This is a genomic window from Candidatus Pantoea gossypiicola (genome assembly GCF_008632075.1).
In the GTDB taxonomy this organism is placed as follows: domain Bacteria; phylum Pseudomonadota; class Gammaproteobacteria; order Enterobacterales; family Enterobacteriaceae; genus Pantoea; species Pantoea gossypiicola.
The window spans coordinates 26,355-41,559 of record NZ_VWVM01000005.1 but is presented as its reverse complement, the minus strand read 5'-3'; the positions used below and the strand labels follow the sequence as shown (position 1 = coordinate 41,559).

The window sequence follows — 15,205 nt, the reverse complement described above, 5'->3', positions numbered from 1 at the left end:
TCTCGCTGAACCTTGTGGTCTTCTCAAATTTTCCCAGGAGCATGACATGGACTCATCCGCTACCCCCTCCCCTGAATTCCGTCTCGGCGGGGATCTGTCGATCAACCGGCTCGGCTTTGGCGCCATGCGCCTGCCTTGCAATGGTTTCCGCGGTCCGGCTCGCGATCCGGAGACCGGCCGCGCGGTGCTGCGCCGCGTGGTTGAACTTGGCGTCAACCTGATCGACACGGCCGATTTCTACCAAAGCTCCGATGGTGTAGTACGAGCCAATGCGCTCATTCGTGAAGCGCTGCATCCCTATCCTTCAAATTTGGTGATTGCAACCAAGGTCGGTGTTGTATTCAACCCGGATGGCAGCCACCGGCCCGCCACGGGCGGAGACATGCGTAAGCTTGTCGAGGAGAACCTGGCAAGCCTCGGCGTGAACCGCCTCGACCTGGTGTACCTGCGCATCGGTGAGATGACGGTACCGCACGGCGAGTCGCTTGCAGAGCGCTTCGGGGCGTTGGCCGCACTTCGCGAAGAAGGCCTGATTCGCCACCTCGGCATCAGCAATGTCGATATCGGGCATTTCAATGAGGCCCGCGCCATCGCTCCGGTCGTGGCCGTGCAGAACAACTTTCACTTCGCCCGGCGCGAGGATCGGAGCCTGTTGCAGACCTGCGAAGAATCCGGCATCGCCTTCTGCCCGTTTTTCCCGCTTGGCGGAGGTGTGGGCGAGATCGACGACGGGCGGCTTACCCGAGTGGCAAAGCGGCACGGTGCCACGCCTGTTCAGGCCGCGCTGGCCTGGTTACTGGCGTCCTCACCGGCCATGCTGGCAATCCCTGGCACAGGGTCGGTCAGGCATCTTGAAGAGAATGTCGCCGCTGGCGGCATCCGGCTCACTGAAGAAGATCATGCCGAACTCGCGTGAAGCGGTTTGCCGCACGATACCGGGCCACCCGAGGCACCGTTTTATACTGATCGCAGCGACCCTTGTTACAGCGGGCATATTGACCGGCTGCGCCAGCGTAAAACTGAGCGCCCCGCCCGCTGCAGCAGTGAGCTTCGAGGACTATCGACGCGAAACAATCCAACATATACAGGCTGGTCGCCATTTTCAGCTTGCCGACCACGATGCCGAACTGACGTGGAATACACCTCAGGAGTGGCGACCCGCGTCGTCGGAGAAAGGAAGTTATCCCCGCAAAGGGATCCTGCTCGTGCATGGCCTGGGCGACTCGCCGTGGTCATTCCGGGACCTTGGCCAGCCGCTGGCAATGCAAGGGTTTCTCGTGCGAACGGTGCTTCTCCCCGGACACGGAACCCGCCCCGAGGATCTGTTGCAAACCACAGCAGAGCAATGGCAGCAGGTCGTGTGGGAACAGGCCAACGCACTGCAGAAGGATGTCGAAGGACCAGTCTACCTGGGGGGCTTCTCCACGGGCGCCAATCTGGCTCTCGACTACGCTTACTCCCATCCAGAAATCGCAGGGCTGGTGCTGTTTTCGCCAGGGTTCAAGAGCATGCCATTCGACTGGCTTGCGCCACTGGCAGCCCGTATCAGGCCCTGGCTCATCACACCGGACGGCAACGTTCCGATGCAGAATGCCGTCAAATACTTCAATGTACCGGCCAACGGTTTCGCACAATTCTACCGGACCAGCGCCAACGCGCGCCGGCTATTGCGAGAGCGGGCCTATGACAGGCCGGTATTCATGGCGGTCGCCGGGCATGACTCGGTGCTGGATACTGGTTATCTGCTCGACGTTTTCCAGCGGCGCTTCACACACCCGGACAGCCGCCTGATCTGGTACGGCAAGGCACCGGACAGTCTGGTGGATATGCAACGCGTTCTAGTTCGTCCCGACAGGCTCCCCGCATGGCGCATCAGTCAGTTTTCGCACATGAGCCTGACATTTGCCCCGGCCAACCCCGTGTATGGCGAAGGCGGAATTATTCGTATCTGCCTGAATGGCTTTAGTGCAAAAGACACGCAGGCCTGCGAGCAAGGCGTACCGGTCTGGTATTCGGACTGGGGCCACCGTGAGCAGGGAAAAGTCCACGCGCGGCTGACTTTCAATCCCTATTTCAACTGGCAGAACTCGGTTATGGCGACCGTTCTGGGCAGGTCGCAGACAGCTGATGCCTCTGCCGAAAGGCCGGCGGCTGCCAGCGTCAAAGACATCGACATCAATACTCCGCCGCGCGACGCGGTGACGTTCTAAATCCCATTGTCATTACGAGGCATCCATGAAGAGAGTCCAGTTCAGCCGCTACGGCGGCCCCGAAGAAATGTCGCTTGCAGAATATTCGCTGCCAGCCCTTGAACCCCGGCGAGTCCGCGTGCGCGTAAAGGCCGCAGCAATCAACCCGCTCGACTGGAAGATTCGCCGTGGCGTCATGAAGTTCGTTACTGGCAACCGGTTTCCCCAGGGCATGGGCTCTGACTTTGCAGGCATTGTCGACGAGGTTGGCACCGCCGTGACAGACGTCCGGGTTGGCGATGAGGTGTTCGGCACGGTAGAAATCAAAAGGCAGGGTGCGTTTGCCGAGGTCGTCGATGCTGACGCGAGGCTGGTTGCCCCCAAGCCCGCCGCGCTGTCATTCAGTGAAGCTGCGTGCTTACCCATTCCATTCGCCACCGCCTGGGCGGCCATTGTGGGCGCAGCGCGTGCTGGCAGCGAGTCGCGGATATTCATTCACGGCTGCAGCGGCGCGGTCGGCAGCAGTGCTGTGCAACTGGCTCAGGCCTGTGGAGCACAGGTTTCCGGCGCCTGCGGCGAAGCCTCGCTGGCAAGCGTGGAGCTGGCCGGTGTCCGCCCGGCCTTTACCTACCCGGACAAAACGTCCTTCGCCGCTTATGGCCCGTACGACGCGGTGTTCGACACGCTCGGCACGCTCGACGTCGCCGAGGGTCTGGCGATGCTGAAGTCCGGGGGACGCTTCATCGACATTAATCCGACACCTGGCAGAATGCTGCGCGGCTTTATTTCAGGGCGCTACCGGATGGTGTTCGCAACAGGGGGATTCAGGAACCTGCGGGAGATAGCCCGACTGGCCTGTGAAGGCAAAATCCATGTATCCATTGGACTGGAAGCGCCGTTCACCGACGCGCTGACTGTCATCAGGAACGCAGAACTCGGCCGGCGGCCTGCCGGGCGGATTGTGCTGATCATGTAATCAGCGACGGACCTGTCTCAGGAACCCGGCAATGGCAGAAAACGGCCATTGCCGAACATGATATCAACTGAAACTCAGTGGCGATCATGACGGGACATGGCGACTCTGGTTAAACAAGATTGTTCATGTATAGCTATGCCACAGCAATATCGCATGGACTGAAGCAACGAAACGACTCCAGCCTAGCCCGGGCGGCAAGGTACACGGATCGCCAGTGGTGCACGAGAATACGGGTTTTACAGCGACACAGGTATCAGTGCCTCCTGCTTTGCCGTGACGAAGGAGCCGGGCAGCATGTTGCCGGTGGTGACCTGTGCTCCATCGCTCTGGATTTGGACTTTGCGATGAGAAGGTCAGACCGAGAACAATAGTTACTGTCCCCCGCCGTTGCTGACATAAGCCCGAAGGAACGCATCGACCGCTGTTGCTACAGCTTCCTTTGGCGTAAACCAGGGTTGAGCACCAAATAACAACGGTTCAATAAATCCGATTTCGAGCAAACCCTTTAGATGCGCCGCGGCAACGCGGGCGTCTACCGGACGAATCACACCATTCTCCTGCTGACGGGCAATATAGTTTGTCATATGTTCCCACGCCCGCCCGGCCCCCATCTCGTAGAGCGTGGCTCCCAGCGTAGAACTTGCGCCTTCGGCAATGGCAGCTCGCATGATGGCAAGCGTATCTGCAGAAGTCAGCAAAGCAAGCAGGGCCTCACCAAAACGCCGAAGTGCCAGTGAAACATCCGGCTCGGACAGATCAAGCAGTCCCATAATCTCATCTGCTTGTTCTTCCATCACTGCCATCATGGCAGCAGCGAATAACGCTTCCTTGGATTTGAAGTAGCCATACAGGGTGCCTTTCGATCCTCCGATCCGCGCTGAGATCATCGCCATGCTGGCGCGCGCATAACCGACATCGCGAAATACCTCGATTGCCACATCAAGGATCGCCTTACGCCGATCGTCTGTCTTTACTCTCATTCGAAACCTCACTTTTTCATACAGCACTGTACGATTTTGCATTGACACCTGCAAGAACATATATCTAAAATGACCGTACAGTATGGTTATGTAGGGCATGTTATGGGGTCATCAAATTTCCAATGGCGGACCACGGCGTCGGGAGGTGTCACCGCCTTTGTGGTTGTGCTCATGCTAAGCAGCTGTGCTCCCCTGCCACAAAAAAATGACGTGGTGCCTGCAGGACCAGAAAGCTTCGCGAGTGCTACAAGCTTTTCCGCACCCGGGAGGGCCTGGCCCTCGGATCGCTGGTGGGAAGAATTTGGCGACGCCCAGCTCAATGCACTGATCACCGAGGGGTTGAAGGGAGCGACCGATTTGCGCGTGGCTTCAGCACGTTTTGCCCGTGCCGAAGCACTGGTTCAGGAGACCCGGAGCAGGTTGCTTCCCGCCATCACAGCAAATGGTGAGGTCGGATCGACCAAGCAAAGCTACAACTATCTTTCCCCGGCAAGTGGGCTGCCCGAGGGCTGGCGTGATTATGGTCAGACAACCCTCAATCTTACCTGGGAGCTCGACTTCTGGGGCCGCAACCGGGCGGCATTAGCAGCAGCGCGTTCACAAGCCGAAGCAACAGGTGCCGAAGCTGCGGCCACTCGTCTGGCTGTGTCAGCAGGCATCGCCAGCGCCTACGGAGATCTGGCCGGAGATTACGCCGAACATGATGCCGCCGAACATGCTATTAAAGTGCGTAAGCGCACACTGGAACTGATAGAGGGTCGTAATAAGCAAGGGCTGGAAAATAAAGGTGCGGTTGAGCGCGCCCGTTCAGCACTCGCCACAGCTCAGGGCGATCTGGCTGAACAGAATGAATCCCTCTCCCTCACTCGTCACCGGATTGCAGCACTGATTGGGGCTGGCCCTGATCGCGGACTGACTATAGCGCGTCCGGGCGCGACCATTACTGGCAGCTTCGGCCTGCCAGCCAATCTACCGGCCGAATTAATCGGACGACGCCCTGACATCATTGCCGCACGGCTCCGGGCAGAAGCTGCTGCGAGCCAGATCAAGGAAGCCAGGGCGGCCTTCTATCCAAACGTCAATCTGACAGGTCTGATTGGCCTGCAGGCTCTCGGCATCGGAAATGTGTTTGAGTCAGGGTCCGATTTTGGAACAGTCGGCCCGGCCATCAGCTTGCCGATCTTCGACGGCGCGCGTTTGCGCGGACAGTACCGTGCCGCCGAAGCCGATTACCGGGTGGCCGTCGCCCAATATGACGGCGCATTAACGCAGGCGCTGCGAGATGTGGCTGATGCAGCCACAAGCACACGCGCGCTGGACCTGCGGCTTGAACACGCACAGGAAGCAGAGCGCTCTGCCAGTGCCGCATGGTTCGTTGCCAGCAATCGTTATCGCGGCGGCCTTGCGACCTATCTTGATGTGCTGGCTGCCGAAGACGCCCTCATCAGCACCCGCCGCACGGTCGCGTCTCTGAAAAGCCGCGCCCTTGTCCTCAAGATCGCCCTCATCCGTGCGCTCGGTGGCGGCTATCGCGCATAAAGGAAATCCGAGCCATGTCTGAATCCACCAATACCATTGAACAAGATGTTCCCGTTGCCAACAATACTGCTGCGGATAGCAGAGCGCAAAACGCCAGGCGAAAGCGGCTATTTCTGGCCCTGCTGGCGAGCGTCGCTACGCTCGGGGGTGGCTATTACGCATATGATCTTTTCGTCGCATCCCGCCATGCTGAAACCGACAATGCCTACGTCGGGGCTAATATCGCTCAGGTGACCCCTCTGATTGGGGGGCCTGTGCGCGAAGTCCTGGTGGATGATGCGCTGCACGTGAAACAGGGGGATGTTCTCGTTCGACTGGACGATACGGATGCCAGGATAGCGCTAAAGCGCGCCGAAGCTGAGCTGGCGTTGACTGAACGCCGCGTGCGCGGTCTTATCGCCACGGATGGCGGTCTTGACGCGCAAATAGCGGCACGGGCTGCCGACGAAGTGCGCGCCCAGGCGCAGGTCTCTTCTGCACAGGCTGATCTTGCCAGAGCGAAAATCGATCTTGACCGCCGCAACGCCCTGGCTGAGTCGGGCTCCGTCTCAGGCGAAGAGTTGACCACAGCGCGCAATGCCTACAGCACTGCGCTCGCCAGTCTGAGAGTTGCTGAAGCAGCCCGTACGCAGGCCGCGGCCAATCGTGCCACTGCCATCGGGAGCCGTGACGCCAACCGGGCACTTATAGACAAGAGTACACCTGACACCAATCCCGAGGTGCTGGCAGCACGTGCTGCACGGGAGCAGGCTCAGGTCGACCTCGAACGCACCATTCTTCGTGCACCCGTTGATGGGATCATCTCCCGTCGCCAGGTGCAGGTTGGTCAGCGTGTGCAGCCTGGCGCAATGCTGATGGTCGTGGTCCCGATCCACGCCAGCTATGTGGACGCCAACTTCAAGGAGGGTCAACTCAGGAAGGTTAAGCCAGGCCAGTCGGTTAAGCTCACCTCAGACCTCTACGGTAATAGCGTTAAGTATGACGGCAAAGTCGTCGGTTTCTCCGGCGGTACCGGCTCGGCCTTTTCTGTAGTGCCGGCGCAAAACGCAACCGGCAACTGGATCAAGGTCGTCCAGCGCCTGCCAGTAAGGATTGCACTCGATCCCCAACAGCTTGCAGAGCATCCTCTTCGTGTCGGTCTGTCTATGACCGCCGATATCGACGTCTCCAACTGATTGTGAGGAACCAGACGATAATGGTTGATTCCATCTCTCAGCATGAAAATCCAGCCGCCCGGTCATTAAGGGGCGGGAAACTCATCCTCGCCGCTATCCTGATCGGGCTGGGCAATTTTTTGGTCGTGCTGGATACCACTATCGCCAACGTCTCGATCCCCCATATCGCCGGCGGGTTAGGGGTCTCGTCCAGCCAGGCAAGCTGGGTTATCACCTCCTACGCAGTGGCCGAAGCGATCACTGTGCCGCTTACCGGGTGGCTCATGCGCCGCTTCGGTGGTTATCGTGTGTTCATTACCTCTTATCTGGCCTTCGGCGTGCTCTCGCTAGTGTGTGGCCTGTCGGGCACGCTTGGCATGCTCGTCGCCGGGCGCATATTCCTGGGTTTGGCCGGTGGCACGATCATTCCCCTTTCGCAGACCCTTCTGCTGCGTATCTTCCCACCTGAGAAGGCGACAATCGCGACAATCATATGGGCGATGACAACCACAGTCGCACCGATCGCCGGTCCCATTCTTGGCGGCACGATCTCCGATAACGTCGGGTGGGAGTGGATATTCTTCATCAATGTGCCAATTGCTGCCGCCGGTGGCCTAGGACTTCTGTACCTGATGCGAGGCCAGCAGGAAACGGTCACCCGGTCTCCGATTGATGTAGTGGGTCTTGGCCTGCTTATTGTGTGGGTCGGTGCGCTCCAAATCATGCTTGATGAAGGCCGCAACCATGACTGGTTCGCTGCAACAGAAATCCGCGTGCTTGCAGTGATTGCAGTAATCGGCTTTGTCGCCTTCCTGATGTGGGAACTGACCGAAAAGAATCCCATCGTTAATCTGCACGTGTTTCGCCATCGCGGCTTCGTTGCGGCTTCCATTACCTACTCGGTTGCGTTTGGTGCGTTCTTCGCCAGTATTGTTCTGATCCCGCTCTGGCTGCAGCAGAACATGGGCTACACCGCCACGTGGGCAGGATATGCCACCGGGATCATGGGGATTCTCGCAGTAATTAGTTCCCCCATCATCGGTCAGGTAGCGGCAAGGCTCGATCCACGGCTGATTGTATCGGTCGGATTGCTGGGACTTGGTGGCATATCTGCGTGGCGGGTGGGATTCACGCCGGATATTACCTTCATTCAGATGGCCTGGCCGATGCTGCTGACGGGCCCATTCCTGATGATGTTTTTCATCCCTGTAACCGGTCTGTGTATGGCGAGCGTCACAACAGCAGAACAGGCCGACGCGGCCGGGATCTCAAATTTCATGCGAACGCTCGCCGGCGCGTTTGCGACTTCAATAGTTCAGACCGGGTGGGCCAACGCGACACGTGAGAACCAGACTGAACTGGCAAGCGCGATGACTCAGGGACAAACCACCCTCGACAGCATGATGGCCAGTGGAATGTCGAGAGAGGTTGCCACATCTACGCTGAGCAGCATCGTTGAGGGCCAGAGCGTCATGCTCGCAACACTCAACATGTTCGCTGCGATTGCTTTCTGCTTCGCCTTCGCCGCCGCATTAATCTGGTTCTCTCCAAAACCAAAGGGACCCATCGACATGAGCGGCGGTCACTAAACAACAGGGCATAAAACCATGGCAAAGAAACTGAGTCTCTCCGCTAAACTCATCGTGTTTCCAGACCTCGTTGTCTGCGAGCACTGCGACAGGGTGTACCGGCGCATCGCGCTGGCCCCGGGCGAGGTTGCACGCTGCGAGCAATGTACTGCCATCCTCTATCGCGCCAACCGTCTGGATGTCGATCGTTGGCTGGCGCTGACCGTCGCCGCAGCAATCGTGTTCGTGATCGCCAACGTCTGCCCGGTCGTTCGCATCAGTATGCAGGGGTTGCACAACGAGACCACGCTCTGGCAGTCGACGGCGGCGCTCGCCTACGGACCTGGCGCTCCCATTGCAGTACCAACTGCAATATCAATCATCGTGGCACCACTTCTACAGATCACTCTGCTGGCCTGGGTGCTGGCTTTTGCCCGCACTGGTCGGCGTGCGCCAGGCTTCGCGCAGGCGATGCGGATGCTGGTCGCGTTGCGCCCCTGGAGCATGATTGAGGTCGGTCTGCTCGGCATTCTGGTGGCGGTCATCAAACTGTCAAGTTTCCTCCAGGTAGCACCCGGACCGGGGATCTGGGCCACGGCCGTGTTAGTGCTGCTGATTACGCTGATCGCGAGCCGCGATATCCACTGGCTGTGGGAGCTGACCGAATACAACCAGCAACGGCAGGCGGGCCGCACATGAATCTGCCTCCCCGCGCGTGCCACCTGGGTGTCATCGGCTGCCATATCTGTAGACTCGTTTGCCAGGACAAGCTCGACGAAACGAAGCACGTACACTGCCCTCGCTGCGGCGCATCACTGCATCGTCGGCGCCCCGACAGCATTGTGCGGGCCTGGGCCTTGTTGATCGCTGGCTTGATTTTCTACATTCCGGCCAACGTGCTGCCGGTTATGTATACCAGCCTACTCGGCAGTGGCAGCGGTAGCACCATCATGAACGGCGCTATCGAGTTCTGGAAATCCGGGTCTTATGGCATCGCTCTGGTGATTTTCATTGCCAGCGTGGCAGTTCCCTGCACCAAGTTTCTTGTCCTCACACTGCTGCTGATAACTTCACAACGACGCAGTAACTGGGCGAGACGCGAGCGAGCCAGACTCTACCGGCTCGTTGAGGTGATCGGCTACTGGTCAATGCTCGACGTACTGGTGGTGGCTGTAGTTGCCGCGCTGGTCAAGTTCCAGGGCCTGAGTGATATCGAGCCACGAGTTGGCATCTTCTTCTTTGGCGTGGTGGTGATCCTTACCATGCTCTCAGCTATGACCTTCGACCCCCGTCTGATATGGGATGATAAACCGGAATGAATAACGAACCCGAACATATCCACCAGCCCGGCAATCCTGCAGTGGCCCGCCGTCGCTGGCGTATTTCCCTGGTATGGCTGGTACCAGCCATCGCTGCACTGGTCGGGCTGTCAATGCTGGCGCATACCTGGCTGTCAGCTGGTCCTGAAATCACTATAGCTTTCCGTACAGCGGCAGGACTGGAGGCAGGCAAAACACCGGTCAAGTACAAGGACGTGACCGTGGGCACAGTAACGGCAATCACACTCAGCGACGACGGCTCGCACGTTGCCGCCACGGTCTCGTTGGCCAGGAGCGCGGAAAGTCTGACCCGCAGCGACACGCGGTTCTGGGTCGTGCGCCCGCGTATTGGCACCGGCGGTATATCAGGCATCGACACACTTCTCTCCGGCGCCTATATTGCGGCGGATGCTGGATCGGAACATGCATCCAGCAAAGTCTTTACTGGCCTTGAAACGCCGCCAACGGTTATTGGTGGTATGCCCGGAAAGTCATTTGTCCTGCATACCGAAGATCTGGGGTCGCTGGATGTTGGCTCGCCGGTCTACTTCCGGCGTATCCAGGTGGGCCGGGTAGCCTCCTACAAGCTTGATGATGATGGTAATCACGTCAGCCTGCAGGTCTTCATCGACAAACCCTACGACAGCTTTGTCACTACCGATACCCGATTCTGGAATGCCAGTGGGATGGATGTTTCGCTGGGTGCTGACGGACTCAAGCTCAAAACGCAATCCGTGGCCACAATTGTGGCGGGAGGAATTGCTTTCGCCGCCTCTGCACGCGGCAAAGATCACACGCAAAAGGCACCTGAAAATACCCAGTTCAGTCTTGCACCGGATCAAGCCAGCGCCATGGCTGAACCCGACGGGCCGGAGCAGTTCGTCCAGCTACGCTTCGACCAGGCACTACGCGGTTTATCTGTAGGTGCTCCGGTTCAATTCTCGGGGATGGATCTGGGCAGGGTGGTATCAATAAACCTCGACTACGATCCAAGTACGCTCCGATTCCCCACAACCGTTGGCATCGTGGTGTATCCACAACGTCTTGGGCGTCTGTTGGATAAATTGCCTGGTACAAATACAGAGCAACAAGCCGCTCAATTTCTGAGAGAACTGGTCGAACATGGCCTGCGCGCGCAGGCGAGATCAGGAAATCTGCTGACCGGACAGCTCTATGTTTCGCTGGAATTTGTTCCGGATGCACCGAAAAGAACCATAGACATATCGGCACGCCCACTAAGCGTTCCCACAATCAACGGCAGTTTCGATCAGTTGCAGGGGCAGGTGGCCAGCATCGTCGGCAAGATAGAGAAGATGCCCCTCGACTCAATCGGGCGAAACCTCGACAGCACATTAGCAGAACTTGACAAGACCCTTAAGCAAGTCAACAGCCAGACGTTACCGCAAACCACGCAGACCCTGCTGCAGGCCCGGCAGGCCTTTGGTGCGGCACAAGGTGTGCTGGCCGAAGATGCGCCATTACAGCAAAACCTGGGCCAGACGCTACAGGAAGTTCAGCGGGTATCTCGCTCACTACGGGTGCTGACAGACATGCTTGGCCGGCATCCTGAATCACTGTTGCGCGGACGCCCGGAATCTCCCTCGCCTCCTGCCACAGGAAAAGACAACACAGTAAGTCAACAGGAATCGCATCAATGAAAAGTTACCGTTTTTCTGGGCTTCTCGTGCCGGTCTTCTTTCTGAATGCCTGCGCGTCTCCGCCAGTACATTACTACTCACTTCTCGCACCGTCCGGGGAAACAATAACGACGAAGCCACCGGCCCCCTTCATGGTTGATGTATTGCCGGTCGGTATCCCGTCACAGAACGATCAGTCACAACTGGTCGTACGACAGGGCGCCGCTGGTGCCGTTGTCCTTGATAACGAGCGCTGGACTGGCCCGCTGGATGACGAAATTCGTAGTGCCTTATCGTCAGTACTGACGCATGAGTTGGCCACCCAGGATGTGGCCGGGCTGCCACAGACCTCTGCCAGGCCTGTACTCAGAATCAAACTCCAGTTGCGTCGGTTTGATGCCTGGCCCGGACAACGGGTTCAGCTTGATGCCGACTGGAGTTTGGGATTCGCGAATGAGGCGGGAAAGCCACGGCTGGTCTGCCGGGGCTATCTGGATGAGCCCGCGCCAGGAGGCTATCCGGAAATGGTTCAGGCCCAACAACGACTGGTCGCTGCGTTAGCCAGGAGGATAGCGACAGATGCACGAGCCTGGGCACATTCTCGTCAGGCAGCTTGCGTGGACCCACAGGAGTAACCCCGGGAGTATTGCGCGTCCTGCCCGTGATCGACGGAGGATGTGATCGGGAGTCCGACGATAGTAGATTGATAGACAGCATCCGCAATCGCGAGAGGGTGGACCTCGCCTTCTTGAACCACCTCCCCATAAACATTGAGGGTTGAATGACAATGGATACACCCAAGAACCTGACAAACGGTGCAACGCAGGTAGCGCCGGTGGGATCAATCGAAGCCTCTGAAGACCTGACTGGAATTCCAGGCACGCATTGGCTGATCGTGAGCGTGAGAGCGTTGGCACCCGATGGCGAAGGGCGACTGGATTTGGTGAACACATCCACGCATGCAATCCGTGCCCTTTATCCCTCTCCGGAGGCGCAGGTACGCTTCGACGCGCACACCTTTCACGGCCAGCCCGACCGGCCGCCAGAGCGCTTCAATCCACACGGACTCACCATTCGTCGTGGCGCGAACGGTGTCCACCAGCTCCTCGTCGTGCATCACGGCGTCCGCGAATCCGTGGAGATTTTCACTGTCGATACCCGTGACGTTCTGCCCCGCATCCACTGGCGGGGTTGCGTGCTTACACCGGGTTCTGTGACCGGCAACGGGGTCGCACCAATGCCCGACGGATTCGTGATGACGCAGACCACGCTGCCCATCCCCAAGAAGGGAGGTCGTGCGCTGAATTTCGAGGAAATCGAGGGTGGGCGCAGCATCGGTGAGGTGCTGGCCTGGAGTTCCCGTTCCGGATGGAGCAAGGTCGATACCGGAGGCGACCTGATGCCGAACGGAATCGAAACGTCGGCTGACGGAGAATGGCTCTACTACGCAGATTCTGTCCGCCAGACCTTTAACCGCTTTTCGTTCAGAGCCGGTGCCGCGAAGAAACATGTAATTCAAACCGGTTTCCACAGCGACAATGTACACTGGGCGCCGGACGGTAGTCTTTTGCTCGCGGGCCAGCAAGGCACCCTACGGGAAATCGTTGAGTATTTCTCCGGGAAGGAAGGTGCTGCGTGCGGGAATGCGCGCGTGCTACGCATTGACCCACAAACAATGAGCGTGCAGCCGCTGGTTGACTGCGCGGATTTTCCTCTGGCGAGCGGCGCAGTCGAAATTCAGGGCACCCTGTGGCTGGGACGCATCAGGGGGACAATCGGCCGGGTGGATTTACGTCAGGTGCATACCGCATTGCCAGACTAGCGTGGGACGCCAGGGCTTGCAGGATCCACCCAGGCTTCCGCCAAGAAAGCGTGGGGACCGGGCTGCCAGCGGAAATCGTCAAGGCCTTACTCATTTTCTGTCTGTACGACAATGCGCTGACTGCCCGGCGGGTATGAGATTAGTCATTCGGATAACGCCACACGTCCGCGGTTTCGCCAACGGCAAGAACCCGCTTTTCCGATGCGGGAAGTCCAAGGCGCTCCCACTCTGCTGCCAGGCGAACCGGCGGTTCGTCTAGCGGCTCGTAGGTCAGCTTGAAAGTCCCCCAGTGCATGGCGAAGAAGCACCCGGCACCAAGATCCCTGTAGGCCCGGGCAGCCTCCTCGGGGTTCATGTGCTGGCGGCGCATGAACCAGGACGGCTCATAGGCGCCGATGGGCAAAAGTGCAGCATCGATCACCGGGAAACGGCGGCCGATTTCCCGGAACCCGTCAAAGTAGCCCGTATCGCCCGAATGGTAGATGCAGGCGGAAGCTCCCTCGAGAATGAATCCGCCCCACAGCGTTTCGTTTACGTCGGTCAAGCCGCGACGGCTGTAGTGCTGGGCGGGCACGAAAGTCACCCTCACGGGGCCGATGTCGATGGACTGCCACCAGTCCAACTCGCTTGCGGAAATCCCTTTTTTTGCGAGGAACGACGCCATGCCCAGGCCGGCGATCACCGGGGCATCGACGCTCTTCACGGATGGAAGGTCGAGATGGTCGTAGTGGTTGTGACTGATCAGCACCGCGTCGATGGATGGCAGATCCTCGGGGCGCAGGCCAGCCGGAACATTCCGCCCCCCTGGCCCCAGGGCAAGCTCACCGAAGACCGGATCGACGAGGAACGACTTCCCTTCGATCTGCACCAGCCAGCTCGCATGCCCGATCCAGGTCAGGCGCGCGCCTTCACCCGTGCCCGGTGGAGTGGCGATCGCGACGAGATCGGGCACCACACACGGCACCGAAGCCTTTCTCGGTACACCACGGCCCCGGCCTGCAAGACTATCGACGACCAGCATCCGAAATGCCGGCACCACGGTGCCGGGAGCTTCGCTCCCGTCAAGATTCCTGAAACGTCTGGATTTGCCGAAAATTGCCATAGCCACCCCTTCCACATTGACGATGAGGATGAACGCCTATGGCATGAGTCGCTCGATGAACACACCAATCGGTGTTCCAGAAGACCTTCCCAATACGTTGCATCCCCCTCATTTCGAGTCGAATGCGATACCCGGCAAACGCCAACAACGGGCGATGCCATCAATCGCTTCTCAGAACCGATAGAGGTAGCCGAGACCAAGGCCATACTGCGTGCTCTTTTCCACCAGCGGGCTGTTGCGGATCGAGCTGCCCATGTGCTTGGCGCCCATGTCGAGGAACATGGTGTGACTGGACACGGGCTGCCAGTCCACGCGAAGCCCGATTTCGGTATTGAGCGCGGAACTACCGCCGTAGGCCGGGCGCCAGCTCCGTGCCTCGTCTGACCTTACGCCGTATTAATAGTCCACGTACTCGCCATCCACCCACTCGGCCGCCAGCCGCGGGGCCAGCCCGATTGTGCCTGCGGTAAATCGCCTGTCGATCTGCAGCGTCGTCCGCATCCCCCCGCTGTTGCTCATGGCATCCGTGAGCACTTCAGCAGAGAAATTGGCAATGCCGGTACGCCAGATGGCGGCGGCGCCGAGCCAGAAACTGGAGTCTCGATCGCGCATGCCCGCGAAATATGGGGAATCGCCCGAATCGAAGCCTTCCCCGATGTACCGACCACGCAGCCTGAATGACACCGGCCCGACCGACGGAAGCTTGACGTCCAGGACAGGCCCGGCCACCTGAATCCATTTGTTCTCATAGGTAATCATTGGCAAGCCTCGAACGCGGTCGTCGAAGTCGCGGTAGACGCGGTACTGTATGCCACCGGCAACGCCAATCCCCCACGTCGGTTCACTGCGTCCGGCTTCGGGCATCGCCTGACCTCTCGCCGACTTATTCGTATCGTCGGTCTGAGCCCATGCAACGGGT

At 59.0% G+C, this 15,205-nt stretch carries 13 protein-coding genes and 1 pseudogene; 11 read left to right on the top strand and 3 right to left on the bottom strand.

Annotated features, from left to right (window positions below; all coding sequences use genetic code 11):
• Positions 1-46: 46 nt before the first annotated feature.
• From F3I20_RS07980 to F3I20_RS07970, 3 genes are read left to right on the top strand one after another with little or no spacing between them, the layout of a single operon-like run.
• Positions 47-916, top strand: a complete 870-nt coding sequence (locus F3I20_RS07980; RefSeq protein ID WP_047063023.1) for an aldo/keto reductase — start codon at positions 47-49, stop codon at positions 914-916.
• Complete coding sequence (locus F3I20_RS07975) at positions 861-2,210, top strand: alpha/beta fold hydrolase (RefSeq protein WP_223812791.1); 1,350 nt, start codon at positions 861-863, stop codon at positions 2,208-2,210. The genes F3I20_RS07980 and F3I20_RS07975 overlap by 56 nt, the downstream gene beginning before the upstream one ends.
• A 25-nt stretch (positions 2,211-2,235) precedes the next feature.
• Positions 2,236-3,165, top strand: coding sequence for an NADP-dependent oxidoreductase (locus tag F3I20_RS07970; protein WP_047063021.1), 930 nt, complete (start codon positions 2,236-2,238; stop codon positions 3,163-3,165).
• Positions 3,166-3,536: 371 nt separating this feature from the next.
• Here the strand turns inward: F3I20_RS07970 and F3I20_RS07965 are convergent, their stop codons facing one another.
• Positions 3,537-4,187: a TetR/AcrR family transcriptional regulator gene (locus F3I20_RS07965; RefSeq protein WP_052768068.1), complete on the bottom strand. Its 651-nt coding sequence runs from the start codon at positions 4,185-4,187 to the stop codon at positions 3,537-3,539.
• A 60-nt stretch (positions 4,188-4,247) separates the two neighbouring features.
• Here F3I20_RS07965 and F3I20_RS07960 point away from each other — a divergent pair, with 60 nt between their 5' ends.
• The 8 genes from F3I20_RS07960 (at position 4,248) to F3I20_RS07925 (ending at position 13,184) form a co-directional block, all read left to right on the top strand.
• Entirely contained in the window at positions 4,248-5,684 is a 1,437-nt protein-coding gene (locus F3I20_RS07960) for an efflux transporter outer membrane subunit (RefSeq protein WP_193067290.1), read from the top strand.
• 14 nt (positions 5,685-5,698) lie between these two features.
• On the top strand, positions 5,699-6,859 hold the full coding sequence (locus tag F3I20_RS07955; protein WP_047063019.1) for an HlyD family secretion protein: 1,161 nt from the start codon (positions 5,699-5,701) through the stop codon (positions 6,857-6,859).
• A gap of 20 nt (positions 6,860-6,879) precedes the next feature.
• Positions 6,880-8,427: a DHA2 family efflux MFS transporter permease subunit gene (locus F3I20_RS07950; protein WP_072208238.1), complete on the top strand. Its 1,548-nt coding sequence runs from the start codon at positions 6,880-6,882 to the stop codon at positions 8,425-8,427.
• A gap of 18 nt (positions 8,428-8,445) precedes the next feature.
• Positions 8,446-9,105 carry a paraquat-inducible protein A gene (locus F3I20_RS07945; protein ID WP_047955835.1) on the top strand — a complete coding sequence of 220 codons (660 nt, stop codon included), beginning with the start codon at positions 8,446-8,448 and terminating at the stop codon, positions 9,103-9,105.
• Positions 9,102-9,725, top strand: a complete 624-nt coding sequence (locus tag F3I20_RS07940; RefSeq protein WP_047063016.1) for a paraquat-inducible protein A — start codon at positions 9,102-9,104, stop codon at positions 9,723-9,725. Before F3I20_RS07945 ends, F3I20_RS07940 begins: the two co-directional genes overlap by 4 nt.
• Positions 9,722-11,383, top strand: a complete 1,662-nt coding sequence (locus tag F3I20_RS07935; RefSeq protein WP_047955836.1) for a PqiB family protein — start codon at positions 9,722-9,724, stop codon at positions 11,381-11,383. The genes F3I20_RS07940 and F3I20_RS07935 overlap by 4 nt, the downstream gene beginning before the upstream one ends.
• Positions 11,380-11,997 carry a PqiC family protein gene (locus tag F3I20_RS07930; RefSeq protein ID WP_047063014.1) on the top strand — a complete coding sequence of 206 codons (618 nt, stop codon included), beginning with the start codon at positions 11,380-11,382 and terminating at the stop codon, positions 11,995-11,997. The genes F3I20_RS07935 and F3I20_RS07930 overlap by 4 nt, the downstream gene beginning before the upstream one ends.
• Before the next feature lie 146 nt (positions 11,998-12,143).
• On the top strand, positions 12,144-13,184 hold the full coding sequence (locus F3I20_RS07925) for a hypothetical protein (RefSeq protein ID WP_047063013.1): 1,041 nt from the start codon (positions 12,144-12,146) through the stop codon (positions 13,182-13,184).
• Positions 13,185-13,323: 139 nt separating this feature from the next.
• On the opposite strand, the gene F3I20_RS07920 is transcribed toward F3I20_RS07925, so the two are convergent.
• Both F3I20_RS07920 and F3I20_RS07915 read right to left on the bottom strand, forming a co-directional pair.
• A complete protein-coding gene (locus tag F3I20_RS07920) occupies positions 13,324-14,286 on the bottom strand; it encodes an MBL fold metallo-hydrolase (protein ID WP_047955838.1) in 963 nt (320 codons plus the stop codon).
• A 171-nt stretch (positions 14,287-14,457) separates the two neighbouring features.
• A pseudogene (locus F3I20_RS07915) lies at positions 14,458-15,150 on the bottom strand (MipA/OmpV family protein).
• Positions 15,151-15,205: the final 55 nt, after the last annotated feature.

Bases quoted from the DNA above. Each gene is read 5' to 3' on its own strand.
- F3I20_RS07940 (WP_047063016.1), top strand. From the start codon at position 9,102: ATGAATCTGCCTCCCCGCGCGTGCCACCTGGGTGTCATCGGCTGCCAT.
- F3I20_RS07920 (WP_047955838.1), bottom strand. From the start codon at position 14,286: ATGGCAATTTTCGGCAAATCCAGACGTTTCAGGAATCTTGACGGGAGC.
- F3I20_RS07965 (WP_052768068.1), bottom strand. From the start codon at position 4,187: ATGCAAAATCGTACAGTGCTGTATGAAAAAGTGAGGTTTCGAATGAGA.
- F3I20_RS07935 (WP_047955836.1), top strand. From the start codon at position 9,722: ATGAATAACGAACCCGAACATATCCACCAGCCCGGCAATCCTGCAGTG.
- F3I20_RS07970 (WP_047063021.1), top strand. From the start codon at position 2,236: ATGAAGAGAGTCCAGTTCAGCCGCTACGGCGGCCCCGAAGAAATGTCG.
- F3I20_RS07950 (WP_072208238.1), top strand. From the start codon at position 6,880: ATGGTTGATTCCATCTCTCAGCATGAAAATCCAGCCGCCCGGTCATTA.
- F3I20_RS07975 (WP_223812791.1), top strand. From the start codon at position 861: ATGTCGCCGCTGGCGGCATCCGGCTCACTGAAGAAGATCATGCCGAAC.
- F3I20_RS07945 (WP_047955835.1), top strand. From the start codon at position 8,446: ATGGCAAAGAAACTGAGTCTCTCCGCTAAACTCATCGTGTTTCCAGAC.
- F3I20_RS07960 (WP_193067290.1), top strand. From the start codon at position 4,248: ATGGGGTCATCAAATTTCCAATGGCGGACCACGGCGTCGGGAGGTGTC.
- F3I20_RS07955 (WP_047063019.1), top strand. From the start codon at position 5,699: ATGTCTGAATCCACCAATACCATTGAACAAGATGTTCCCGTTGCCAAC.
- F3I20_RS07930 (WP_047063014.1), top strand. From the start codon at position 11,380: ATGAAAAGTTACCGTTTTTCTGGGCTTCTCGTGCCGGTCTTCTTTCTG.
- F3I20_RS07925 (WP_047063013.1), top strand. From the start codon at position 12,144: ATGACAATGGATACACCCAAGAACCTGACAAACGGTGCAACGCAGGTA.
- F3I20_RS07980 (WP_047063023.1), top strand. From the start codon at position 47: ATGGACTCATCCGCTACCCCCTCCCCTGAATTCCGTCTCGGCGGGGAT.